Source organism: Achromobacter sp. FW305-C-13 (assembly GCF_058783475.1).
Genome location: NZ_JBYSYN010000004.1, coordinates 242,493 through 265,735 on the forward strand (window position 1 = coordinate 242,493; position 23,243 = coordinate 265,735).

Annotated in this window: 20 protein-coding genes; 5 read left to right on the top strand and 15 right to left on the bottom strand. The window is 66.7% G+C overall.

What is annotated here, in order from left to right:
* Positions 1-12: 12 nt before the first annotated feature.
* The 4 genes from AC3WMU_RS24735 to AC3WMU_RS24750 all read right to left on the bottom strand — a co-directional run bounded on the left by AC3WMU_RS24735 (position 13) and on the right by AC3WMU_RS24750 (position 3,735).
* The gene (locus AC3WMU_RS24735; protein ID WP_035214302.1) at positions 13-1,290 is read right to left on the bottom strand and encodes an MdtA/MuxA family multidrug efflux RND transporter periplasmic adaptor subunit; all 1,278 of its coding nucleotides are present in this window, start codon (positions 1,288-1,290) and stop codon (positions 13-15) included.
* A gap of 126 nt (positions 1,291-1,416) precedes the next feature.
* A complete protein-coding gene (gene zapD / locus AC3WMU_RS24740) occupies positions 1,417-2,169 on the bottom strand; it encodes a cell division protein ZapD (RefSeq protein WP_035214312.1) in 753 nt (250 codons plus the stop codon).
* Between the two features lie 71 nt (positions 2,170-2,240).
* A complete protein-coding gene (coaE, locus tag AC3WMU_RS24745; protein WP_006228009.1) occupies positions 2,241-2,867 on the bottom strand; it encodes a dephospho-CoA kinase in 627 nt (208 codons plus the stop codon).
* 10 nt (positions 2,868-2,877) lie between these two features.
* Positions 2,878-3,735, bottom strand: a complete 858-nt coding sequence (locus AC3WMU_RS24750; protein ID WP_006228008.1) for a prepilin peptidase — start codon at positions 3,733-3,735, stop codon at positions 2,878-2,880.
* A 193-nt stretch (positions 3,736-3,928) separates the two neighbouring features.
* Between AC3WMU_RS24750 and AC3WMU_RS24755 the strand changes: the two genes are divergently transcribed.
* Positions 3,929-4,693, top strand: coding sequence for a copper resistance protein NlpE N-terminal domain-containing protein (locus AC3WMU_RS24755; RefSeq protein ID WP_006228007.1), 765 nt, complete (start codon positions 3,929-3,931; stop codon positions 4,691-4,693).
* Between the two features lie 203 nt (positions 4,694-4,896).
* Here the strand turns inward: AC3WMU_RS24755 and AC3WMU_RS24760 are convergent, their stop codons facing one another.
* From AC3WMU_RS24760 to AC3WMU_RS24775, 4 genes are all read right to left on the bottom strand, one after another.
* Positions 4,897-5,271, bottom strand: coding sequence for a response regulator transcription factor (locus AC3WMU_RS24760; RefSeq protein WP_006228006.1), 375 nt, complete (start codon positions 5,269-5,271; stop codon positions 4,897-4,899).
* 127 nt (positions 5,272-5,398) lie between these two features.
* A complete protein-coding gene (panC, locus tag AC3WMU_RS24765; protein WP_006228005.1) occupies positions 5,399-6,253 on the bottom strand; it encodes a pantoate--beta-alanine ligase in 855 nt (284 codons plus the stop codon).
* A gap of 36 nt (positions 6,254-6,289) precedes the next feature.
* Positions 6,290-7,180, bottom strand: coding sequence for a segregation and condensation protein A (locus AC3WMU_RS24770; protein ID WP_006228004.1), 891 nt, complete (start codon positions 7,178-7,180; stop codon positions 6,290-6,292).
* A 16-nt stretch (positions 7,181-7,196) separates the two neighbouring features.
* A complete protein-coding gene (locus tag AC3WMU_RS24775; protein ID WP_006228003.1) occupies positions 7,197-7,385 on the bottom strand; it encodes a DUF3460 family protein in 189 nt (62 codons plus the stop codon).
* A gap of 98 nt (positions 7,386-7,483) precedes the next feature.
* Between AC3WMU_RS24775 and AC3WMU_RS24780 the strand changes: the two genes are divergently transcribed.
* Positions 7,484-8,938: a DHA2 family efflux MFS transporter permease subunit gene (locus tag AC3WMU_RS24780; RefSeq protein WP_035214300.1), complete on the top strand. Its 1,455-nt coding sequence runs from the start codon at positions 7,484-7,486 to the stop codon at positions 8,936-8,938.
* Entirely contained in the window at positions 8,925-10,451 is a 1,527-nt protein-coding gene (glpK, locus tag AC3WMU_RS24785; RefSeq protein WP_006228001.1) for a glycerol kinase GlpK, read from the top strand. The genes AC3WMU_RS24780 and glpK overlap by 14 nt, the downstream gene beginning before the upstream one ends.
* Before the next feature lie 1,226 nt (positions 10,452-11,677).
* Here the strand turns inward: glpK and AC3WMU_RS24790 are convergent.
* Positions 11,678-15,286, bottom strand: a complete 3,609-nt coding sequence (locus AC3WMU_RS24790) for an indolepyruvate ferredoxin oxidoreductase family protein (RefSeq protein ID WP_492283095.1) — start codon at positions 15,284-15,286, stop codon at positions 11,678-11,680.
* 197 nt (positions 15,287-15,483) lie between these two features.
* Here AC3WMU_RS24790 and mutY point away from each other — a divergent pair, with 197 nt between their 5' ends.
* A complete protein-coding gene (mutY, locus tag AC3WMU_RS24795; protein ID WP_454676089.1) occupies positions 15,484-16,563 on the top strand; it encodes an A/G-specific adenine glycosylase in 1,080 nt (359 codons plus the stop codon).
* On the opposite strand, the gene AC3WMU_RS24800 is transcribed toward mutY, so the two are convergent.
* Positions 16,560-17,393, bottom strand: coding sequence for a helix-turn-helix transcriptional regulator (locus tag AC3WMU_RS24800; RefSeq protein WP_492283096.1), 834 nt, complete (start codon positions 17,391-17,393; stop codon positions 16,560-16,562). The genes mutY and AC3WMU_RS24800 overlap by 4 nt on opposite strands.
* Before the next feature lie 93 nt (positions 17,394-17,486).
* Between AC3WMU_RS24800 and AC3WMU_RS24805 the strand changes: the two genes are divergently transcribed.
* Complete coding sequence (locus AC3WMU_RS24805; protein WP_492283097.1) at positions 17,487-18,257, top strand: class I SAM-dependent methyltransferase; 771 nt, start codon at positions 17,487-17,489, stop codon at positions 18,255-18,257.
* Positions 18,258-18,269: 12 nt separating this feature from the next.
* On the opposite strand, the gene AC3WMU_RS24810 is transcribed toward AC3WMU_RS24805, so the two are convergent.
* The 5 genes from AC3WMU_RS24810 to AC3WMU_RS24830 all read right to left on the bottom strand — a co-directional run bounded on the left by AC3WMU_RS24810 (position 18,270) and on the right by AC3WMU_RS24830 (position 23,222).
* The gene (locus AC3WMU_RS24810; protein WP_492283098.1) at positions 18,270-19,823 is read right to left on the bottom strand and encodes a mannitol dehydrogenase family protein; all 1,554 of its coding nucleotides are present in this window, start codon (positions 19,821-19,823) and stop codon (positions 18,270-18,272) included.
* Positions 19,811-21,022, bottom strand: a complete 1,212-nt coding sequence (gene manD / locus AC3WMU_RS24815) for a D-mannonate dehydratase ManD (RefSeq protein WP_006227995.1) — start codon at positions 21,020-21,022, stop codon at positions 19,811-19,813. The genes AC3WMU_RS24810 and manD overlap by 13 nt, the downstream gene beginning before the upstream one ends.
* Positions 21,023-21,091: 69 nt before the next feature.
* Positions 21,092-21,871, bottom strand: coding sequence for an amino acid ABC transporter ATP-binding protein (locus AC3WMU_RS24820; RefSeq protein WP_424922751.1), 780 nt, complete (start codon positions 21,869-21,871; stop codon positions 21,092-21,094).
* A 29-nt stretch (positions 21,872-21,900) separates the two neighbouring features.
* The gene (locus AC3WMU_RS24825; RefSeq protein ID WP_006227993.1) at positions 21,901-22,560 is read right to left on the bottom strand and encodes an amino acid ABC transporter permease; all 660 of its coding nucleotides are present in this window, start codon (positions 22,558-22,560) and stop codon (positions 21,901-21,903) included.
* Positions 22,557-23,222 carry an amino acid ABC transporter permease gene (locus AC3WMU_RS24830; RefSeq protein WP_088590978.1) on the bottom strand — a complete coding sequence of 222 codons (666 nt, stop codon included), beginning with the start codon at positions 23,220-23,222 and terminating at the stop codon, positions 22,557-22,559. Before AC3WMU_RS24830 ends, AC3WMU_RS24825 begins: the two co-directional genes overlap by 4 nt.
* Between the last annotated feature and the right edge of the window lie 21 nt (positions 23,223-23,243).

Sequence of the window (23,243 nt, forward strand, 5' to 3'; positions counted from 1 at the left end):
GATGGTCTCGGCTTACTTGGACGCGGGCGTGGTGCCGGCAGGCGCCCCTGCCCCGAGCGTCTTGTCGCGGGTGGCGGGTATCACTTCCGCCCCGCCCACTACTTCCACCTTGGCGCCCGCTCGCAAGCGGTCGGTGCCTTCCGTGACGACGCGGTCGCCCGGTTGCAGGCCTTCATTCACAGCCACCATGCCGTTATTGATGGCGCCCAGCTTCACCTGGCGCACCAGCACCGTGTTGTCCGGCTGCACCAGGAACACGAAGGCGCCGGCCGACCCCTGCTGGATCGCGGCGGTTGGGATGGCAGTCACGTCCTTGCGCGTCAGCACGTGCAGGCGCACGTTGACGAACTGGTTGGGAAAGAGCGCGTCGTCCGCGTTGTCGAATTTGGCCTTCAGCTTCAGCGTGCCGGTAGTGACGTCGATCTGATTGTCCAGGGTCTCCAGCACGCCGGTGGCGATGCGGCGGGTGTCGGCGCGGTCATAGGCATCGACCGTCAGCGTCTTGCCAGCCGCGATTTCGCCGCGCACTTCGGGCAACTGGGTCTCGGGCAACGTGAACACCACGGAAATCGGCTGGGTCTGGGTAATCACGACCAGCCCGTTGGTGTCGGAGCTGGACACCAGGTTGCCGCGGTCGACCTGGCGCAGCCCCAGCCGGCCGCTGATGGGCGCGGTGATGCGGGCGTAATCCAGTTGCAGCTTGGCGTTGTCCACATTGGCCTGGTCGCTCTTGACGGTGCCCTCGTACTGGCGCACCAGCGCCGCCTGGGTGTCCACCTGCTGCTTGGCAATGGAATCCTGCTTGAACAGGGCCTGATAGCGCTGCAAGTCGCGCCGCGCGTTCTCCAGCTGGGCCAGATTCTGCATCTGGGTGCCGCGCGCCTGGTCCAGGGCCACCTGGAAGGCCCGCGGGTCCACCTGGGCCAGCAGGTCGCCCGCCTTCACGCGCTGGCCTTCCTGGAAGGCCACGTCCACCAGCTCGCCGCTGACGCGGCTGCGCACCGTGACGGTGTTGTAGGCCGTGACGGTGCCCAGGGACTTCAGGTAGATATCGATGTCCTGCGTGGCGGCGGTGGCGATGCGCACCGGCACGGCCAGGTTCGCCATGGCGGCCATCGGGGGCCGTCCCCCGCCCGCGCGACCGCCGGGCCCGCCGGCCGCGCCCTGTTTGGCCGACGGCCGCAGCGCAAGCCAGGCAATGACGGCCACGGCAAGCAACAACACCACCAATCCAATGATGCGGCGGCGGGTCCAGCGGGAAGGCGGGGAAACAGGACGACTATCGGACATGGAAACGGTTCCGGCACTGACGGAGAAAGCCGTATTGTCTACTAGTCGGTCGCCTTTTCTACTATTGCGGGCCCGAGTTGAAACTGGCCGCAACAAGAATCGGTCTCAAGAACGCCGCTTACCCACCTACGAGCTGCAGAGCGTCATCTGGAACGCCACGTCGCGCGCCACCTGCTGGGGCTTGAATTCGCCGTCTTGCGTGGAAAAACGTATCCAGATCATGTACTTATTGGCGCTGATCTCGGGAAATGCGCCCTGCGTCGGGTCCACCCAGACGCGCAGCAGCTGGAATTGCTTGCCGCCCAGCATCTGCTGGTAGGCGCCTTGCTCGGCCACGATATCGGTCTTGCGGCCGGACTCGCGCAACAGGCGCAGGGCCAGCGTCAGGCCATCGTACAAAGGCAGGAAGGGCGACACCCAGGCCTGCAAGTCCGCGCAACGGGCGGCTTCGGTCTTGTTCTGCCAGGCGAAATAGGAAGGCATGTCCACCTGCGTGGCGCTGCCCGGCACGGACAGCCGGCCGCGCAGGCTGGTCAACCATTCGTTTTCGCGCAGCGACTGCCCGGTCTTGCCGGGCGCGGCCAGCGCGCTGGCCACTTTTTCCAGTTCGCGCAGCATGGCTTCCAGCGCGTCTTGCGCCACGCCGGGGTGGTCGCGCAAGCCTACCAGCGCCATGCGCTGACGCTCCAGGTCTTGCAGCACGGCGCCTTTCACGTCGGTGCGTTCGCACGCGTCGAGCAGATCGAAAAGAGAGGTGACGGCAACCTGATGCTGGCGTGAGTCCCCCTCGCGAGCAAAGAAGAACAACCTGTCGAACAGGTATTCCAATCGCAGATAAGCGCGGATGCGCTCATTGAAGGGATATTCGTAAACAATCACGCTATTTGACAGGCCCATCAGTGGTCGGCCAAGTGGCCGAGGGATTCAGGGGTGCCGGCCAAGCTTGTCGCTTACCGGCCCGTTGTGGTCGCCAGCGTCAGCCAGCGGTCATGCAGGGTCTTCGCCTGCGCGCGCAATTGCTCCGGCGATGTTGCGCCGTCGTTCACGATGACGTCGTCCGCAACCTCCAACCGGCTTGCCCGCGCAGCCTGTGCCGCCATAATACGCCTGATGGCGGGCTCCGTCAGCCCGCTGCGCGCCTGCACGCGCGCCACCTGCGTTTCCGGGTCGCAGTCCACCACGCAGATACGATCCACGCGCGTGCGCCAACGCGCCAGGGACTCCACCAGAAGGGGCACCACAAAGACCAGGTACAGCCCAGTCGCGGCCGCTGCCTGGCGTTCGGTCTCTTCGGTAATGGCGGGGTGCAGCACGCCTTCCAGGCGCTGCCGCGCTTGCGGATCCGAGAACGCGCGTTCGCGCATCCATTGACGGTTCAACGCGCCTTCGGGCGTCAGCGCCTGCGGCCCGAATTCGCGTTCGATGGCCGGCATGGCTGCACCGTCGGCCGCCGTCAGCGCGTGCGCGATCTGGTCGGTATCGACCAGCGTCGCGCCCCATTCGCCCAGCATGTCCGCTACACGGGACTTGCCCGAACCGATGCCGCCCGTCAGACCGATCTTGAACATGATGCCCATCCTTTCTTGCCTAGCGCATGAACTGCCATAAACCCTGCTCGCCGCCCAGCAGCAGCATGACGATGCCGGCCAGCGCCAGATAGGGGCCGAAGGGCAGCGGCTGCCCGCGGCCGGCGCGGCCCGATAGCGTCAGCAGGCCGCCGATCAACACCCCCACCAGCGAGGCGGCCAACAGCACCATGGGCAGGGATTCGATACCGAACCACGCACCCAATGCGGCCAGCAGCTTGAAGTCGCCATACCCCATGCCCTCGCGCCCGGTCAGCAGGCGGAACACATGGAAGATAACCCACAGGAAAACGTAGCCGGCCACCGCCCCCACCACCGCCAGCGGCAAGGTCGTGAACGCGTCAAACAGATTGACCAGCAGCCCGGCCCACACGAGCGGCTGCGTCAGCGCGTCGGGCAACAGGGTGGACTCGAAGTCGATCCAGGCCAGCGCCACCAGCATGGCCGACAAACCCATCGCGAACAACGCGACGGGCGTCGCGCCGTAGCGCCACGCGCAGGCGGCGAACAGCGCACAGGTCAGGAGTTCGATTGCGGGGTAGCGCCAACTGATCGGAGCATCGCATGCGGCGCAGCGGCCGCGCAGCAACAGCCAGCCCAGCACGGGCAGCCGGCGCCAGCCAGTCACTGGCGCATGGCACGCGGGGCATTGCGAGGCCGGACGCAACAGGCCGTCGGGGCTGGCCGGCCGCGCCTTGCCCACCGCATCCAGGCACTGCGCCTGCCATTCGCGTTCCATCATGCGCGGCAGCCGATACGTCAGCAGGGTCAACCAGTTGCCGATGAACAAGCCCGCCAGCGCAGCCAGTCCGATGAAGGCGCCCAATGGGATGTCGAAGACGTGACGAACGCTGCTCATGCGCCCGTCCGATGGGCGCGATGGCCGGGGTCCATCGCAGCACAGATGGCGGGAAATCGGACAGCCCAACTGCGGCCGTGTCGTAATTTGTGCATAAAGTGCTGACAACACCCAAGAGTGGCTAAGGGAACGTATCGAATCTTCGCATAAGTGCGTAAAATCGGAGACAGACTCAATTCACGGATAAGCTGCCATGACCGCCCGCGTCGACATCGTTTCCCGATCCCGCAAACTCAGCGTCATGGGGCTGCTGCTGGCCGGTACGGCACTGGGTGCTGCAGGGTGCGCCCAGCAGAAAACCGAAGGCTATTACGATCCCCCGGTTGAAAGCACCGTGACCGACGCCCAGTACCAGGGCTCGGGCGCGGGTTACCGCAGCGTCATCCGCGCGCCGTCGCAGGTGCAGATCGCCCTGAAACCCGACGCCCGCAAGCCGCAGAACCAGGCCTCGCAAGCCACGCCGGCCGGCCAGACCACCGAAGACGGCCAAGCCGTGCCGGAAGGCGCCGACAATGCGGCTGCAGCCTCGGCCCCCGCACCGGCTCCCGCGACCCCGAACGCCGCTGCGCACAGCCTGGTGCCGCAACCGCAAACCTACATGGGCACGCTGCCGTGTTTCTCGCCCGCCATGCAATGCACGGCGCAGCGCGTTACGCTGACCCTGGCGCCCAACGGCCGCTGGCGCGGTCGCACAGCCTATCTGGAAAACGACCCCCAAAAGGGCCCGGCTGTGACGGAGCAAGGCTGCTGGGACGCCACCGACGAGCGCCCGCCGCGCGTCATCCTGATGGATGGCAAGGGCAATGCCCGGGCGGAATTCGTCGTGGCCGCCAACAACGTGCTGCGCGTGCGTTCCATCGCCGGCCAGACGCCCAACCTGAACTACAACCTGACCCGCCAGCCGGACCTGGATCCGATTGACGAGCTGGCCAAGGCCCAAGCGCCCCAATGCCCGTGATGGCCTCGAAGGTTCTGGGCCAGCCCCAAGGCAAGCCCTGAACCCTCTGCCCAATGAAATGCCCCGCCGGGCCTGGCGAACACCCCGTTCGCCAGGCCCGGTTTGCCATTGGCGAGGCGTCACGGGGGGAGCCGGATTGAGAAGGCAGCAATGGGAAGCCCCTCTTCGGCCGGCATCCCGCAGGCACGCAGCGACGGCACCCATCAAGGGTCTGACGGTTTACCGTCCGGCGGGCCCAGCCCGTAGGACGGCGACGCCGGCGCATGCAGCACATGGCGCGGCGCCTGGGCCGGGTGGCCGCGGACGGGCGGTTCGTCGTAGCGAGCCGCGCCGTGAAGCAGGGGCGAAGCGCCCGAGCGGCCATGGGCGCATAGCTGGCAGGCCAGCTGCATGGCATTGCGGGCATCGAGCTTGGCGAAAATGCGGGCGCGATGAGCCTCGGCCGTGCGTAGCGAAATGCCCAGATCGATGGCGATGACCTTGTTGGGGCGGCCGGCCGCCACATAGCCGACGATCTGCCGTTCGCGGGGCGTCAATGCGGAAAGCACCGCTTCAAGATCGGGACGGGGAGCTTGCATGGGCGACTCTTTTTTGCAATGTAGGATTACATCGAGTCTGCCCGGCCGCCCAAGGCGGCGGAAGCTGGCAAATCTGACAGGGGTCGGGGCGGCGCGGTGTCCGCGCGCCCCGTCCTGCCCGCCAGGATCAGGCCGTGTAGGCCAGTTCCAGGTTGTCGATCAGGCGGGTCGCGCCCAGCTTGGCGGCGGCCAGCACCACGACGGGCACACCGGCCTGCAGGTCGGCGGCCTCAGGGCGCTTCAGGTCTTGCTGGCGGCGCAGGGCCACGTAGTCCACCTTCCATCCGCGCTGCGTCAGACGGTCGGCGGCCTCGCGTTCCAGGGCCAGCGCATCGCGCTCGCCTTGCGCCAGCCGCTGGCCGATGTGCTGCAGTTCGGCATACAGCGCCGGCGCCTCGGCGCGTTCGCCTTCAGTCAGATAGCGGTTGCGCGAGGACAGCGCCAGGCCGTCGTCGGCGCGCACCGTCTCGTGCGCCAGCACTTCCACGGGCAGCTGGAACTGGCGGCACATGTTGCGCACCACCATCAGCTGCTGATAGTCCTTCTTGCCGAACACGGCCACGCGCGGCTGCACGCAAGAGAACAGCTTCAGCACCACCGTGCTGACGCCCTCGAAGAAGCCCGGGCGGAACTCGCCTTCCAGGATGTCGCCCAGATCGTCCGGGGGCTGCACGCGGTAGTTCTGCGGCTCGGGGTACATCTCGCGCTCATTCGGTGCGAACAGCACATAGACGTCGCGCGCCTGTTCCAGCTTTTCGATGTCGGCCGCCAGCGTGCGCGGATACTGGTCGAAATCTTCATTGGGGCCGAATTGCAGGCGGTTCACGAAGATGCTGGCCACCACGGGGTCGCCGTGCTGGCGCGCCAGCTTCATCAGGGACAGGTGGCCTTCGTGCAGATTGCCCATGGTGGGCACGAACGACACGCGATTCTGGCCGCGCAGGTGATCGCGCAATTCCTGGATGGTGTGTACGACTTTCAAGGGGACTCTCCGGGGTTGGGGGCAGCCCGGTCAGGATCAGGCCGCGACCGCCGCCACGCTGGTGTAGGCCAGGCGCACGTAAATGGGTGCATAGGGCTCCGCCTGCGTGATCTCCAGCAGGGATTCGCGGGCCAGCTCCAGCATGGCGATGAAATGCACGACGACAACCGCCGCGGGTGCGCCTTCGCGGACGCGTTCCATGAACAGGTCGCCGAATTCCATGAAGCGCACGTCATTCAAGCGCCGCAGGATATGCGTCATGTGATCGCGCACGGACAGCTGTTCGCGCGTGATGTGGTGATGCTGGTTCAGCTTGGCCCGCTTCATGATGTCGGCCCAGGCCTGGCGCAGATCATCCACGCTGACTTCGGGCATCATGCGTTCGACGCTGAGGTCGGCCACGGCCTGGCTGCTGACGAAGTCGCGGCCCAGTTGCGGCAGCTTGTCCAGCTTCTGGGCGGCCAGCTTCATCTGTTCGTATTCGAGCAGGCGGCGGACCAGTTCGGCGCGCGGATCTTCGGGCTCTTCGCCGGTGTCGGTCTTCCTGACCGGCAGCAGCATGCGCGACTTGATCTCGATCAGCATGGCCGCCATCAACAGGTACTCGGCGGCCAGCTCCAGGTTGGTGATGCGGATCTGGTCCACATACGACAGGTACTGCCGCGTGACATCCGCCATCGGGATGTCCAGCACATTGAAGTTCTGCTTGCGGATCAGGTACAGCAGCAGGTCCAGCGGCCCTTCAAACGCCTCGAGGAACACTTCCAGCGCGTCCGGCGGAATGTACAGATCCGTCGGCATCTGGAACAGCGGCTCGCCGTACAGGCGCGCGAACGCGACGCTATCGACGGTATCGGGCGTGCTGTCCACGGGAGGCGCCACTAGCTTGGCCAGTGCCTCGCCCGGGACTGAAGGGTTTTGGGACATGTCTGCCGCAATGGGATCAGTCTGCCGAATAGACGTACGGGCGCTGCGGCACGCGGGCCGCGCGGAAGCCTTCCAGCAGCTCCGAGTCCTGCGGTTTGTCCCAAAGACGGGCGCGGCCTTCGCGCTGGCGTTCTTCGGTGCCAGGGTGCGACTGCTTGAAGTCTTTCAGGAAAAGGGTGATCTCGGATTCGTAGTTGGTCGCCATGACACCAATTTCAGTGGGTTTCGGATCCCCGGAGTTTACTTCACGCCGGGCGAACCCCCGGCGTTACAATCGTCAGGCTCCCAACGCCCCCTCCCGCCATGTCAGCAGAATCCGCAGTAGCAGCCAACCCCGCTCCGCCCTCAAACCCGGACGCGCTGCGCGCGGCGCGCATGATCCCCTTCATTGTGGGCTGTGCGCTGTTCATGCAGATGCTGGACGCAACCGTCGTGGCCACCGCCCTGCCGGCCATGGCCCGGGCCCTTGGGTCCACGCCCGTCCGGCTGAATGTGGCCATTACGTCCTACCTGCTGTCCGTGGCCGTCTTTGTGCCGGTCAGCGGCTGGGCGGCCGACCGCTACGGCGCCCGCCGGGTATTCGTGGCCGCCATCGGCCTGTTCACCCTCAGTTCGGTCGCCTGCGCGGTCTCGCAGGACCTGCCTCAGCTGGTCGTGGCCCGGATCATCCAGGGGATGGCCGGGGCGATGATGGTGCCGGTGGGCCGGATCATCCTGCTGCGCACCGTGCCCAAGCAGGATCTGCTGAAAGCCATGTCGTTCCTGTCCATTCCGGCGCTACTGGGCCCGGTGATCGGGCCGCCGCTGGGCGGCTTCATGGTCACCTACATGTCGTGGCACTGGATTTTCCTGATCAACATCCCGATCGGCGTCCTGGGCATCGCGCTGGTGCTGCGCTACGTGGCCGAGATCAAGGAAGAGAGCGCGCCGCGTCTGGACTGGCTGGGTTTCCTGCTTAGCGCCGTCTGCCTGGCCACGCTGGTCAGCGGCTTCGAAGCCATCGGCCGCGACGTCATGCCGCTGCCCATGCTGCTGGGCATGATCGCCGTGGGCGCGGCCTGCGGCTTCCTGTACGCCTGGCACGCCCGGCGCGTCGAACACCCCATCATCGACCTGTCGCTGATGCGCATCCCCACGTTCGCCATTTCCACGCTGGGCGGCAACCTGTGCCGCTTCGCCGTGGGCGCGACGCCCTTCCTGCTGGCCATGCTCCTGCAGGTGGGTTTCGGTCTGTCGCCGTTTTCGGCCGGCCTGATCACGTTCGCCAGCGCCGCCGGCGCGCTGCTGATGAAGTTCGTGGCGACCCCCATCGTCCGGCATTTCGGCTTTCGCCGCGTGCTGACCGTGAACGCGCTCTTGACCGGCGTCTTCATCATGGTCTGCGCCACCTTCACCCCGGCCACGCCGGTCTGGCTGATGATCGCCATCCTGCTGGTCGGCGGCTTCTTCCGTTCCTTGCAGTTCACCGGGGTAAATACGCTAACCTATGCCGATATCCCCCCGGCCAAGATGAGCCGCGCCAGCAGCTTCGCGGCGATGGCCCAGCAGTTGGGCATCAGCCTGGGCGTGGGGGTGGCCGCAGTCACGCTGAACGTCAGCATGGCCCTGCGCGGCGCCGAGACGCTTGCAGTCAGCGATGTCGTCGCCGGCTTCATCGTCATCGGCCTGATGTGCATGGCCTCGACCTTCTCCTTTAGACGCCTCGAGCCGCAAGCCGGGGCACACCTGAACGGCGCCAAACAAAGTGACGACGAATGAATTTGTCCTAGCCCTGGACCAGGGCACGACCAGCTCCCGAGCCATCGTATTCGACCGCGACGGCGTGGTGCGCGGCGTCGGCCAGCGTGAATTCCGCCAGCACTACCCGCGTCCGGGCTGGGTCGAGCACGACGCCAGCGAAATCTGGCACACCCAGCTGGACGTGGCGCGCGAAGCGCTGCGCAACGCGGCTGCGACCGCGGCCGACGTGGCCGCCATCGGCATCACCAACCAGCGCGAAACCACGCTGATCTGGGAACGCGCCACGGGCCGTCCGCTTGCCCGCGCGATCGTCTGGCAAGACCGCCGCACCGCGCCGATGTGTGATCAGCTGCGCAGCGACGGTCACGCCGACTTCCTGCAATCGCGGACCGGCCTGGTGCTGGACGCGTACTTTTCGGGTACCAAGCTGGCCTGGCTGCTGGACCACGTGCCGGGCGCGCGCCAGATGGCCGAACGCGGCGAACTGGCGTTCGGCACGGTGGACACCTGGCTGATCTGGCAACTGACGGGCGGCGCCGTACACAGCACGGACCCCAGCAATGCGTCGCGCACGATGCTGTTCGACCTGCACACGCAGGACTGGAACGACGAAATCCTGGCGCTCTTGAAGATCCCTCGCGCCGTGCTGCCGCAGATTGCGCCCAGCAGCGCGGTCGTGGGCAATGCACTGCCGGAATGGCTGGGCGGCTCCATCCCGATCGCGGGCGTGGCCGGCGACCAGCAAGCGGCCACGTTCGGGCAGGCCTGCTTCAAGCCGGGCATGGCGAAAAACACCTACGGCACCGGCTGCTTCATGCTGATGAACGTGGGCGAAAAACCCGTGCAGTCGAAGAACCATCTGCTGTCGACGGTGGGCTGGGGCCTGCCCCGGTCCGGCCAGGACAGCTGGACCCCCACGTACATGCTGGAAGGCGGCGTGTTCGTGGCCGGCGCGGCGGTGCAATGGCTGCGCGACGGCTTGGGAATCATCCAGCGCTCGGAAGAAGTCGAATCCCTGGCCGCCAGCGTGTCGGACACGGACGACGTCTTCATGGTGCCAGCTTTCGCCGGTCTGGGCGCGCCGCATTGGGATCCCTACGCCCGCGGCACGCTGGTCGGCCTGACCCGCGGCACCACCCGCGCCCACATCGCCCGCGCGACGCTGGAATCGATCGCGCTGCAAAGCGCGGAACTGCTGACCTGCATGAACGGCGACAGCGGCATCGCACTGACCGAACTGCGCGTGGACGGCGGCGCCGCCCGCAACGACCTGCTGATGCAGATGCAGGCCGATCTTCTGGGCGTACCGGTCGTGCGCCCAAGAGTGCCGGAGTCGACGGCGCTGGGAGCCGCGGGGTTGGCGGGATTGGCGGTAGGGTTCTGGTCCGGGTTGGATGAGTTTGCGTCGAAGTGGCAGGCGGAACGGACGTTCGAGCCGGGATGGCCGGAGTCGGTTCGTGCGGCGCGGATGGGGAGGTGGAGGCAGGCAGTGGAGCTGTCTAAAGGGTGGGCGGCGGGGGGATCGAAGTAGCTGTTTTTTGGCTGTCTTCGGTCTTTGTCGGTTGCTCGTTGGTTGAGCTTCGTTCGTCGTTGGATCTTCGTGGGTCGCCCGTCGATTGAGCTTCGTCGGTCGCCCATCGTCGCTGTCGGCGTGACGGCGCGCGCCCACGATTGCGGTCCGGAGCCTTCGCTCCGGACGCCCCCGTCGTCATCCTCGTCCGCCTCCGGCTCCCTTCGGATTCCCTCGGGCGCATCAAGGTTGCGCGCCGCCACGCCGACAACGCCGACGGGCTACGCGTGTCTTGGGTCGGGGCGCTGCTAGGGCTATTTTTACTGACGAGTGCTGCGGGGCCCGCCGAATTGCAGCCGCGCGGGCGGCTGCAATCGGCATACGCATTGTGTGTCGGTGGTGCGGTGGGCGCTTGCGCGTGGGCGGGGAGGGGTTTGCTAGTGCCCCGCAGTCACGGGGTGTGGGTGGGGCGAAGGGTGGCGCGCGAGGCGCACCTGCTTGCTGATCAAGACCCGTACGCGCGCCACCCGTCTAATAGGGAGACTGTCGTGTGGGCTGGCACTGACTTTCATCTGAGGCGCCGTCAATGTTCAAGGGGTGGTCGTTGGTCGCTAATCATCTTCGTGCGCAACCCATCGAGTGGTGACATGCATCGATGATGGGTTACGTGCGGCATACATCCGTGTGCTCAGGCCTATCGGGACGCACTCCACCCATCCTACGAAGACGCCACCCCCACTCACCTCAATCGCCACCCGCCGACCGGCAATCGTAGGATGGGTGAAGCGCGGCAAATCCGGCATAAGAACGGGCACGTGCATCGCGCGTAACCCATCGTAGAGGCATACATCGAAAGGGTTTACGTGCACAACGCCCCCACACGCGAAGCGCCAAAAGCCACAACGCAAGACAACGCGTAAGCTCCCATAGGCCGCCCGCGCGGCCGGCCGGGAGCGGGCCCCGCAAGACCTTCCACCCCTCCCCGCCGTGGAGAAGAACCCTAAGCACACCGCCCTCCCCAGCGACCGAGAAATCGCGCTCAACGGAGCCCGGCGGGTTGGTGGCCGGTGGGGCGCGGGGCGTCGATAAGCCCGAGGGAATCTGAAGGCAGCCGCCGTAGGCGGCAACGAAGATGACGACGGGGCAGTCCGGAGCGAAGGCTCCGGACCGCAATCGTTGACCCGCGCCCCACCGGCCACCAACCCGCCGGGCGTCTAAAGAACTCAGCAGACCCATAACAACAAAACTCACGCTGCCCGCACCCCTATAGCCACCACCCGAGCACTGAACTCCCTCAGCAACTCCTCCCGCTTCCCGGCAACCTTCTCCATCGCCGCCTCCTTGATATGTCCGTAGCCCCGGATCTCCTCCGGCAACCCCGCTAACGTCACCGCCTTTTCCAGATTCCCGCGGTTCAATTTCGACAAGATCGCCGTCATCGTCTCCCGGTACTCCCGGATCAGTTCGCGTTCCGCGCGCCGTTCCGCCGTGTAGCCGAACACATCCAGCCGCGTCCCCCGCAACCGCCGCAACTTCGCCAGCACGCCGAACACCTTCAGCATTCCCGGTCCGTAGCTGCGCTTGATCAGATGGCCTTGCTTGTCGCGTCGGGAGAACAGCGGCGGGGCCAGGTGAAAGCGCAGTTTCCAATCGCCCTCGAACTGCTCGCCGACTTTCTTCACGAACTCGCCGTCCGAATACAGCCGCGCCACCTCGTATTCGTCCTTGTAGGCCATCAGCTTGAAGGCGTTGCGCGCCACGGCCATTGCCAGGCGGTTCGTTCCCGTGGCTTCCTGTTCCGCTCGGGCCACCTTGTCCACCAGGTCCGTGTACTGCTTCGCGTAGGCCTCGTTCTGGTATTGCGTCAGAAACGCCTTGCGCACCGCCACCAGCTGCGCCAATTCGCCGGCGGGTTTCTTCAGTTCGGTCACGGGTGCGGCGCGCGGGCGTTTGATTTCAATGATGTCTTCGGGCGGGGCGATCGGCATGCCGCCGTTGGCCAAGATCCGCATCACATCGGCCAGGTCGTGCGCGGCGCGGCGGCCCCAGGCGAAGGCGGCCTGGTTGTTCGCCACTTGCTGGCCATTGAGCTCGATCGCGCGCAGCAGCGCCTCTTGTGACAGCGGGATCCAGCCCTTCTGGTACGCGTAGCCCATCATCAGCGGGTTGGCGTAGATGGCGTCGCCCAGCAGCACCACCGCGATCGCGGCCGCGTCCACCGTGTGCAGGTTCTCCTTGCCGCAGGCCGCCTGCAGGTCCGCGGTCAGGTTGGCGCCGGGCAGCGTCCAATCAGGATTCGAGACGAAAGCGGCAGTGGGCGCGTTGTCCCGGTTCAGCAGCGCGCGGGTGCGACCCGGGCGCAGGCGCGCCATGCTGTCCGCACTGGTGGCAACCACCAGGTCGCCCGCCAGCAGCAGGTCGGCCTCGCCCATGGCGACCCGCGTATTCATCAGGTGCTCGGGCGATTGCGCCAGCACCACGTGCGAATACACGGCGCCGCCCTTTTGCGCCAGGCCGGCCATGTCCAGCACCGAACAGCCCTTGCCTTCCAGGTGCGCCGCCATGCCCAGCAATTGGCCGATGGTGACGACGCCCGTGCCCCCCACGCCAGCGATGAATACGCCATAGGGCTGATCCAGCGCGGGCGTGCGCGGCGCGGGCACGGCTGCGTCGATGACGCCTTCCTGCGACAAGGCCTTGGGCTTTCTCAGCTTGCCGCCTTCCACCGTCACGAAGCTGGGGCAGAAGCCCTTCAGACAGGAGAAGTCCTTGTTGCAGCTGGATTGGTTGATGGCACGCTTGCGGCCGAATTCGGTTTCCAGCGGCTCCACCGACAGGCAATGCGACTTCTGCGAACAATCGCCGCAGCCTTCGCAGACGCGTTCGTTGATGACGACGCGCCGCGCCGGGTCAGGATAGGCGTTACGCTTGCGGCGGCGGCGCTTTTCGGTGGCACAGGTCTGGTCGTAGATCAGCACCGACACGCCAGGGTGCTCGCGCAGTTCACGCATCACCGCGTCCAGTTCGTCGCGGTGCATCACCGGCACGCCCGGCGCCAGGTCGGTGACGTCGTTGTACTTGTCGGGGTCGTCGGTCACGACGACGATCTTGTCGATGCCCTCGGCGGCCATCTGGCGGCTGATCATCGGCACGCTGATCGGGCCATCGACGGGCTGCCCGCCCGTCATGGCGACGGCGTCGTTGAACAGGATCTTGTAGGTGATCGGCACCTTGGCTGCCACGGCGGCGCGGATGGCCAGCAGCCCGGAATGGAAGTACGTGCCGTCGCCCAGGTTGGCGAAGACGTGCTTTTCCTCGGTGAACGGCGCCTGGCCCACCCAGGGTACGCCCTCGCCGCCCATCTGGGTATAGACCTCGGTGTTGCGGTCCATCCACCGCACCATGTAGTGGCAGCCGATGCCGGCCATGCCGCGTGAGCCTTCGGGCAGGCGGGTCGATGTGTTGTGCGGACAGCCCGAACAGAACCAGGGCTTGCGCTCTTCGACGACGCGCGGGCGCGCCAGGGCCTGTTCGCGGCCGTTGATGAAATCCAGTCGGGCAAGGATGCCGGCGCGCACGTCCTCGGGCAATTCAAACCGCAGCAGGCGCGCGGCGATCGCCTTGGCGACCATTGCCGGTGAAAACTCGTAGTGCGCGGGCAGCAGCCAATTGCCTTGCGGCACCGACCATTCACCGCCGTCCTTGTCGTCGAACTTGCCGGCCACGCGCGGAATCTTCTTGCCGCTGCCGATCCAGCTGAACAGCTCTTCCTTCAACTGGTATTCCAGCACCTGGCGCTTTTCCTCGACGACCAGGATCTCGTCCAGGCCTTCGGCGAACTGCTGCATGCCGGTGGATTCCAGCGGCCACACCATGCCGACCTTGAACAGGCGCAGGCCGATGCGTTGGCAGACGGCTTCGGACAACCCCAGGTCGGACAGCGCCTGCCGCGTGTCCAGATACGCCTTGCCGGAAGTCATGATGCCGAAGCGCGCATCACGCTCGGGCACATGCCAAAGTTCGCGATTGAGCTTGTTGGCGCGCGCGTAGGCCAGCGCGGCGTACAGCTTGTAGTCCAGCAGCCGGGCCTCTTGCTGCAGGGGCGTGTCCGGCACCCGGATGTTCAGGCCGTCGGCCGGCATCAGAAAGTCTTCGGGCAGCTGAATGCGCACGCGGTGCGGGTCTACGTCCACCGAGGCCGACACTTCGACGATGTCGGTGATGCATTTCATGCCCACCCACACGCCGGCGTAGCGGCTCATCGCCCAGCCGTGCAGGCCGAAATCCAGCACTTCCTGGACGCTGGCCGGAAACAGCGCCGGGATCATGCAGGCCTTCAGGATATGGTCGCTTTGGTGCGGCAGCGTGGAGGACTTGGCCGGATGGTCGTCGCCCGCCACCACCAGCACACCGCCGTGGCGCGAGGTGCCGGCCGCATTCGCGTGCTTGAAGACGTCGCCGCAACGGTCCACGCCGGGGCCTTTGCCGTACCACATGCCAAACACGCCGTCGTACTTGGCGCCGGGAAACAGGTTGACCTGCTGCGACCCCCACACGGCGGTGGCGGCCAGGTCTTCGTTGATGCCCGGCTGGAACTCAACGTGGTGGGCCTTGAGGTACTTGGCCGCCTTCCACATGTTCTGGTCCACGCCGCCCAGCGGCGACCCCCGGTAGCCCGACACGAAGCCCGCCGTGTTCAACCCCGCCCGCACGTCCCGCACGCGCTGCATCATCGGCAGGCGAACCAGGGCGTGGATGCCGCTCATCCACGCGCGGCCGGATTCCAGGGTGTATTTGTCGTCCAGCTGGACGGATTCAAGCGCGGCGCGCAAGGCGGGCGGCAGGGGGGCATTCATGTCTCGACTCCAAGATCTGGATGCCCCCACCAGCTTCGCGTCGCGCGCCATGCGCGCCCGCGGGCCAACAAGGGCCGTGAAAGTGAAGTGATGGCGCTTTCGCGCTCTAGGTAGGACCTGGCAACACCCAAAAGCGCGTCGCACAGGCTCTTAGTTGTAACCGGTCGCCCTGACCCCGGCAATAGGGCGATGCGATAATGAGCGCCATGGAATTCGCCCCTCGTATCGTCGCCTGGCAGCGCCAGCATGGCCGCCATGATCTGCCCTGGCAAAACACGCGTGACCCGTATCGGATCTGGCTGTCCGAGATCATGTTGCAGCAGACGCAAGTGGCCACCGTGATCCCCTATTACGACCGCTTCCTGCAACGCTTCCCGGACGTAGCCGCGCTGGCCGCCGCCGCGCAGGAAGACGTGATGCCGTACTGGGCCGGACTGGGCTACTACGCACGCGCCCGCAACCTGCACCGGTGCGCGCAGGAGATCGCGCGCGACTGGAACGGCCGCTTCCCGCCCACTGCGGAAACCATCGCGACCCTGCCCGGCATCGGCCGGTCCACGGCGGCGGCGATTGCGGCGTTCGCCTACGGCGAGCGTTCGCCTATCCTGGACGGCAACGTCAAGCGCGTGTTCACGCGCCACTTCGGCATTGCCGGCGATCCCGCCAAGCGGGAAATCGAAACGCGGCTATGGGCGCTGGCCGACGCCCAGGTCGAGGCCGCCCCCGGCCTGGACATGGCCGCCTACACGCAAGGGTTGATGGATCTGGGCGCCACGCTGTGCACGCGCGGCAAGCCCGCTTGCGACAAATGCCCGGTGGCCGACAGCTGCGTCGCCCGCCGCGAGGGCCGCCAGGCCGAACTGCCCACCCCCAAAGTGCGCCGCGCAATACCGGAACGCGAGACCTGTATGTTGGTGCTGCAACACCAAGGGGCTTTCCTGTTGCAGCAACGGCCCGAACCCGGCATCTGGGGCGGCCTGTGGAGCCTGCCCGAATTCGACGTGGCGGGCGACCCCGACGCCGCATCGCGCGCGCTGGGCCTGGAGCCCGAACAACGCTTTGAACTGGCCGCCTTCGCCCACACCTTCACGCACTACCGCCTGCACATCCGGCCATGGCTGGTGCCCGTGCGCGCAGCCAGCCTGCGCGAATCGGCGCTGCCGGAACGCTGGGTCCATGCGGACAAGCTGGCATCCATGGCGCTGCCCGCGCCGGTCAAGAAGCTGCTGCAGGGGCTGGTAGACGCAGGGATGCAGGACAGCTTGTTCCGCGGCTAGGCCTCGGCCTGCACCGCCCCGCTCAGCAGCATCACCAGCTTCAGGTCCGGATGGGTCGCCAGCCGGAACGTGATCTGCTGGAAGGCCAGCTTGCCGTCCCGGGGGTGCTGGAATTCTCGCAAGCCCCCCTCGCGCTCCACCACGGCGTGACGCGTCCACCAATGGGCGAACACCGGGCTTTGGCGGCTTAGCGTATCCAGCAGGCCCAGCACCGCCGGTTCGTCCAGATGCGCGCCGGCATCCGCGCGAAACTCCGCCACGACGCGGCGGGCGCGCTGGTCCCAATCCACCACCAGTTCGCGCGCGGCCGGGTCCGTGAAGATGTAGCGCAGCAGGTTCGGTTCGGTGTCGCGCGTGGGCCAGTCGTCGAACAGGTCGCGCAACGGCTCGTTGTAGGCCAGCACGTTCCAGGCGCGGTCCAGCACGTAGGCGGGCGCGTCGATGGCGTTCACGCATTCCTGCAGCGGACCAGGCGCGGCGCCCGCGTCGTCGCGCGCGTGTTGCGGGTCGGCGCAGTCGGCCAGGTCGAACAGGTAGGCCCGCTCGGCGCGGGCCAGTTGCAGCACGCCAGCGATGCGTGACCAGACCGAGGGCGACACCGACACTTCCCGCCCCTGCTCGATCCAGGTGTACCAGGTGACACTGATGCCGCACAGTTGGGCGACTTCTTCGCGTCGCAGCCCCGGCGTGCGGCGGCGCATGCCTTCGGGCAGCCCGGCCATCTGGGGGGTGATGCGGGAACGGGCGCTGCGGACGAATTCGCCCAGCGCCTGTCGGCGCAAGGGGGAACCGTCCTGATTGGCGGCGCCGGCAAGGGGGGAAGTAGTCATACCAGGATAAGCAATGGGCTTGTACGTGTATACGGGCACGCCTATCTTAGCGCCTGCACCCCTTGTTCCGCACCCAGCCCCTTGAGGATATCCATGACCGCCAGTACCCACGACGCCGCCGTCGACCGCCAATTCAGCCCCCGCGCCACCGCCTACCTGACCAGCGCCGTCCACGCCCAGGGCGAAGACCTGCAGCAAATGGCCGGCATTGCGCGCCAGCACCCCGATGCGCGCGTGCTGGACCTGGGCTGTGGCGGCGGCCACGTGAGCTTTCACGTCGCGCCCGAAGTCCGCCACGTCACCGCCTACGACCTGTCGCAGCAGATGCTGGACGTGGTGGCGGCCGAAGCCGCCAAGCGCGGCCTGGCCAACCTCGTCACCTGTCAGGGCAAGGCCGAATACCTGCCGTTCGCCGACGGCGAATTCGACCTGGTGATGTCGCGCTATTCCACCCACCACTGGCAGGACGCCGGACGCGGCCTGCGCGAAGCCTTCCGCGTGCTCAAGCCCGGCGGCATCGCCGTGTTCGCCGACGTGGTCTCGCCCGGCGAACCGCTGCTGGATACCTGGCTGCAGACCATCGAAGTGCTGCGAGACACCTCGCACGTGCGCGACTACTCGATGGCGGAATGGACGCGCATGCTGACCGAAGCCGGCTTCACCCTGCAAGGGCTGTCGCCGCGCCGCCTGCCGCTGGAATTCCAGACCTGGGTTACGCGCATGCGCACGCCGGACACGCTGGTGGCGGCGCTGCGCCACATGTTCGGCATTGCGCCGGACGTGGTGCGCGCGCACTTCGACGTGCAGGAAGACGGCTCCTTTACCAGCGACACGGCCACGATCGTGGTGAAGAAGCCGGGCTGATCCGATCCCGGATCAGCGGGGTGTGGAGGCTGCCAGCGCGGCCAGCGCGCCGACCACGCCCTGGCTGCGCAAGGACTGCGCCGCCTGCGCCACGGCCCGCACGAAACGCGGGTCCTGGCCCAGATCCCCAAACACAGTCGCCAGGCTCGTCAACGACCCGGCCCAGGCCAGCATCGCCGCCGGCCCCTCCCCGGATCGTTGCGCCGCCTGTTCCGCCAACGCGTACTGCTGCACCAGGCGATCGGCCATGGGGTCCTGGATCTCGTAGCGGCGTCCCGCCTGATCCACGCCCCGCAAGAAATGCAGCCACCCCGCCACGGCCAGCGCCAGGCCGGGTATGGGCAGATCCGCCGTCAGCCGCGCGCGCACGGTGTCCAAGAGGCGCTGCGGCAGCTTCTGCGAGCCGTCCATCGCAATCTGCCGGGTCTGATGCTTGAGCGCCGGATTCTGGTAGCGCTGCAGCAAGCGGGCTTGATACTGCACCAGGTCCAGGCCCGGCAACGCCGGCAGGGTCGGCACGATCTCGTCGCTCATCAGCGCGGCCAGATAGGCTTTCAAGGCAGGGTGGGCCATCGCCTGGTCCACCGTCTCCCAGCCGGCCATCACCGACAGATAGGCCAGCGCCGAATGCGCGCCGTTGACCGTGCGCAGCTTCAGCGTTTCGAAGGGCGCGGCCTCGGCCACGAAGCGCGCGCCGCCCACCGTCCAGTCCGGCCTGCCGGCGGCAAAGCGGTCTTCCACAACCCATTCCAGATACGGCTCGGCCAGCACCGGCCAGGCATCGTGTGCGCCCAACGCATCGGCCACCGCGCGGCGGTCGTCGTCCGTCGTGCGGGGCACGATGCGGTCCACCATCGAACACGGAAACGCGCAGGAGGACGCGATCCATGCCGCCAAGGCGCGATCGACCTGCTCGGCAAACGCCAGCACCATGCCGCGCAGCAGATGACCGTTGCTGGGCAGGTTGTCCAGCGACATCAGCGTGATGGGGCCAAGCCCCGCCGCGCGCCGCTGTTGCAAGCCCCACGCCAGAAAGCCGATCGTGCTGCGCGGGGCCAGCGGCTGCCCCAGGTCGTGCACGATGTCGGGATGGTCCAGGTTCAGCCGACCACTGGCCGGATCATGGCAATAACCCTTCTCGGTGACGGTGACGCTGACGATGCGCGTGTCCGCATGCGCGATGCGCGCCAACACCGCCTGCGGATCTTCCGGCGCGACCAGGGTTTCCAGCAGGCAGCCGATGACCGCGACCTGCTGGCGCGGCTGGCCCGTAACATCGGCGCTGCGCAGGGCCAAGGCGTACAGCCCGTCCTGCGGCGCCAGCGCATCGCGCGTATCGGCCTGGCGCAGCGATACGCCGCAAATGCCCCAGCCGCGATCCGCGCCGGCATGCAGCGCGGCTTCGTTGACCGCCGCCAGATGCGCGCGCGCGAACGCACCCAGCCCCAGGTGCACGATGCCCGCGCGCAGGGTGGCCCGGTCATAGCCGGGGCGCGCCACCGTGTCCGGCAGCGCGGACAAGCCCGCGGGCGACAGGCGCGCCGCGCCGGCGGCTACCAGTTCCATAGCGTCCCGTCCTGCTGCAAGCGGTTCACTGGCAGGTAGGCGCGCTTGTACGGATACTTGGCGGCCAGCTTCTCGTCGATGTCGACGCCATGGCCCGGCACGTCGCCGGGATACAGCATGCCTTGGTCGAACGTATAGGCGTGCGGGAAAACGGCATCCGTCTCGTCCGTGTGGCGCATGTATTCCTGGATGCCGAAATTGGGCACCCACAGGTCGAAATGCAGCGCCGCACCCATGCAGACGGGCGACAAGTCGGTGGCGCCGTGGCAGCCGGTGCGCACCTGATACAGCGACGCCAGGTCCGCGATGCGGCGCAAGTGCGTGATGCCGCCCGCGTGCACCACGGTGGTCCGGATGTAGTCGATCAGCTGGTTCTGCACCAGGTCCTTGCAGTCCCAGATGGAATTGAAGATCTCGCCCACAGCCAGCGGCGTGGTGGTGTGCTGGCGGATCAGGCGGAACGCCTCCTGGTTTTCCGCCGGCGTCGCGTCCTCCATCCAGAACAGGTTGTAGGGCTCCAGCGACTTGCCCAGGCGTCCGGCCTCGATGGGCGTCAGGCGGTGGTGCACGTCGTGCAGCAGGTGGTGGTCGAAGCCCAGCTTTTCGCGGATGCGTTCGAACAGCTGCGGCGTGTGGCGCAGATACTTCTCGGTGGACCAGTCGTGCTCGCTGGGCAGGTCGGCGTCGGCGGGTTCGTAGAACAAATTCCCGCGGCCCACACCGTAGACCTTGTCCAGACCCGGCACGCCGCTTTGCGCGCGAATGGCGCGGTAACCCATGTCGGCATAGCGCAGCACTTCGTCCACCGTGTGCTCGATGTCCGACCCGTTGGCGTGCCCGTAGACCATCACGCCGCTGCGGCTCTTGCCGCCCAGCAGCTGATACAGCGGCAGGCCGGCCGCCTTGGCCTTCAGGTCCCACAGCGCGGTGTCCACCGCGGCGATGGCGGTCATGGTAACCGGCCCCCGGCGCCAGTACGCGCCCTTGTAGAGGTACTGCCAGATGTCTTCGATCTGGTGCGCGTCCCGTCCGATCAGGCAGGGGATGACGTGTTCGGTCAGGTAGGCCGACACGGCCAGCTCGCGCCCGTTCAGGGTGGCGTCGCCGATGCCGGTCAGCCCCTGGTCGGTTTCGATTTTCAGGGTCACGAAATTGCGGCCCGGCGAACAAACGATCACGCGTGCGTTCGTAATTTTCATTTTAGGTTTCCGTAAAGACAGGAAAAGGTCTTAGGCCCTGTTGATGCCAAAAGGAGCCCCGTTCGGGCCCTAGCCTTCCCAGCCCAGATGGCTGAGGAAATCGCGGGTGCGGGCGACTTGCGGGTTGTCGAAAATCTGCGTGGGCGGGCCTTGCTCAAGAATGGCGCCGTTCTCGAACACCACCACCCAATTGGCCACGCGCCGCGCAAAGCTCATCTCGTGGGTCACGACGATCATCGTCATGCCTTCCTGCGCCAGCTTCTTCATCACGTTCAGCACTTCGCCCACCGTTTCCGGGTCCAGCGCCGACGTAGGTTCATCGAACAGCATCACTTCGGGTTCCATCGCCAGCGCGCGGGCGATCGCCACGCGCTGCTGCTGGCCGCCGGACAGATTGGCGGGGAAGTTGCCCGCCTTGGCGGCCAGGCCCACCTTTTCCAGCAGCGCCATGGCGCGGGCGCGCGCCGCCTCCGGCGCCATGCCCAGCACCGTGATCGGCCCCATCGCCACGTTGTCCAGCGCGGACTTGTGCGGGAACAGCTCAAAGCTCTGGAACACCATGCCCATGCGCTGGCGCACGCGGCGCACCTCGGATTCGGATTCCGGCAACGCCACGCCGTCCAGCAACACGCGCCCGCCGTCCAGTTTTTCCAGCGCGTTGGTGCAACGCAAAAGCGTGGACTTGCCGGAACCGGACGGGCCGATCAGGCACATCACCTCGCCCTTGTTCACTTGCAGCGACACGTCGGCCAACGCCACGAAATCGCCGTAGACCTTGCGCACGTGTTCATAGACCAGCACGGGCGGCTGGTCCGCGCCCTTGCGCGCGGCCGACGCCGTGCGCGCCATGGCGGGCTCTTGCTCCAGGATCATGTCGTTCATTCCTTGACTCCGTATTTGCGATGGATCCAGTCGACCAGCTTGGCCTGGGGATAACCCATCAGCCAATAGATCACCGCCATCGCGGTCAGCATTTCCAGCACGCGGAAGCTCTGCGCGCGCACCTGCATCGAGGCGTAGGCCAATTCGCTTACCGCGATCACCGACACCAGCGACGTATCCTTGAACAGCGAGATCCAGGTGCTGGCCAGCACCGGCAGGATGCGGCGCCCGGCCTGCGGAATCAGCACCTTGAACATGGCCTGCCGGCGCGACATGCCCATCGCCAGCGCGGCTTCCATTTGCCCCTTGCGGATCGAATTGATGCCGGCGCGGAACGTTTCCGAGTTGTAGGCCGACACGTTCAGCACCAGCGCCACCAGCGCCGTGGTGACCGCCGAGAACTGCACGTCCAGCGCCATGGGCATCACGTAGAACGCCCAATAGATCACCAGGATCAGCGGCAGGTTGCGGAAGAACTCCACGATGGCGACGGCCACGCCGTTGGCCAGCCGGTTCGACGACAGGCGCATCAGCGCCAGCACCATGCCGCCGGGCACGGCAAGCGCCATCGTCACCACCGTCAGCATGATGGTCATCGCGGCGCCTTGCAGCAGCGCGTCACGCGAATCCCAGATGATTCCCCAGTCCAAGTTCATGAGCGCCCCAGGTGTGCGTAGCGTTGGTACAGCCGGTCCACGCCGCGGGTGACCGGGAACAGGATCACGAAGTACGCCACGATGACGGCGGTGAAGACTTCGATGGGCCGATAGCTCTGGCCCGCGATGGTCTCGGCCTTGTGCATCAGTTCAGGCACCGCGATGACGGTGGCGATGGCCGTGTCCTTGATGGCCACCGTCAGCACGGAGCCGAAGGCCGGCAGCATGCGGATGGTGGCTTGGGGCAGGATGATCTTGCGCAGCGCCTGGGCGCGCGACATGCCCAGCGCCAGGCCCGCGCGCATCTGCCCCGGCCGCACCGATTCGATGCCGGCGCGGATCACCTCGGCCGAATAGGCCGCAATGTGCAGGGTCAGCGCCACCAGCGCCGCCCAGAAAGGCGCGAAGTTCACGCCGGCCAGCAGCGGGAAGGCGAAGTAGATCCAGACCAGCACCACCAGCACGGGGATGGCGCGCATGCTGTCGATGTAGAACACCAGCAGCCCGCGCAGCCAGCGGGGCCCATACAGGCGCAACAGCGCGATCACGAGGCCCAGCAGGATGCTGGACACCGCCGTGACCGCACTGAGCGCCACGGTAACGCCGAGGCCGCCGGCGAAGAATCGCCAGTTCTCGACAAGCGGGGAAAAATCGAAATCCATGAAGTCTCCGGGGGACTAAGG

Coding starts and splice junctions, on each gene's coding strand:
- AC3WMU_RS24770 (WP_006228004.1), bottom strand. CDS start 7,180: ATGTCCCAAAACCCTTCAGTCCCGGGCGAGGCACTGGCCAAGCTAGTG.
- mutY (WP_454676089.1), top strand. CDS start 15,484: ATGAGCGCCATGGAATTCGCCCCTCGTATCGTCGCCTGGCAGCGCCAG.
- manD (WP_006227995.1), bottom strand. CDS start 21,022: ATGAAAATTACGAACGCACGCGTGATCGTTTGTTCGCCGGGCCGCAAT.
- AC3WMU_RS24805 (WP_492283097.1), top strand. CDS start 17,487: ATGACCGCCAGTACCCACGACGCCGCCGTCGACCGCCAATTCAGCCCC.
- AC3WMU_RS24775 (WP_006228003.1), bottom strand. CDS start 7,385: ATGGCGACCAACTACGAATCCGAGATCACCCTTTTCCTGAAAGACTTC.
- AC3WMU_RS24820 (WP_424922751.1), bottom strand. CDS start 21,871: ATGGCGCGCACGGCGTCGGCCGCGCGCAAGGGCGCGGACCAGCCGCCC.
- AC3WMU_RS24825 (WP_006227993.1), bottom strand. CDS start 22,560: ATGAACTTGGACTGGGGAATCATCTGGGATTCGCGTGACGCGCTGCTG.
- AC3WMU_RS24760 (WP_006228006.1), bottom strand. CDS start 5,271: ATGCAAGCTCCCCGTCCCGATCTTGAAGCGGTGCTTTCCGCATTGACG.
- AC3WMU_RS24810 (WP_492283098.1), bottom strand. CDS start 19,823: ATGGAACTGGTAGCCGCCGGCGCGGCGCGCCTGTCGCCCGCGGGCTTG.
- AC3WMU_RS24755 (WP_006228007.1), top strand. CDS start 3,929: ATGACCGCCCGCGTCGACATCGTTTCCCGATCCCGCAAACTCAGCGTC.
- AC3WMU_RS24750 (WP_006228008.1), bottom strand. CDS start 3,735: ATGAGCAGCGTTCGTCACGTCTTCGACATCCCATTGGGCGCCTTCATC.
- AC3WMU_RS24800 (WP_492283096.1), bottom strand. CDS start 17,393: ATGACTACTTCCCCCCTTGCCGGCGCCGCCAATCAGGACGGTTCCCCC.
- AC3WMU_RS24735 (WP_035214302.1), bottom strand. CDS start 1,290: ATGTCCGATAGTCGTCCTGTTTCCCCGCCTTCCCGCTGGACCCGCCGC.
- coaE (WP_006228009.1), bottom strand. CDS start 2,867: ATGGGCATCATGTTCAAGATCGGTCTGACGGGCGGCATCGGTTCGGGC.
- AC3WMU_RS24830 (WP_088590978.1), bottom strand. CDS start 23,222: ATGGATTTCGATTTTTCCCCGCTTGTCGAGAACTGGCGATTCTTCGCC.
- AC3WMU_RS24790 (WP_492283095.1), bottom strand. CDS start 15,286: ATGAATGCCCCCCTGCCGCCCGCCTTGCGCGCCGCGCTTGAATCCGTC.
- AC3WMU_RS24780 (WP_035214300.1), top strand. CDS start 7,484: ATGTCAGCAGAATCCGCAGTAGCAGCCAACCCCGCTCCGCCCTCAAAC.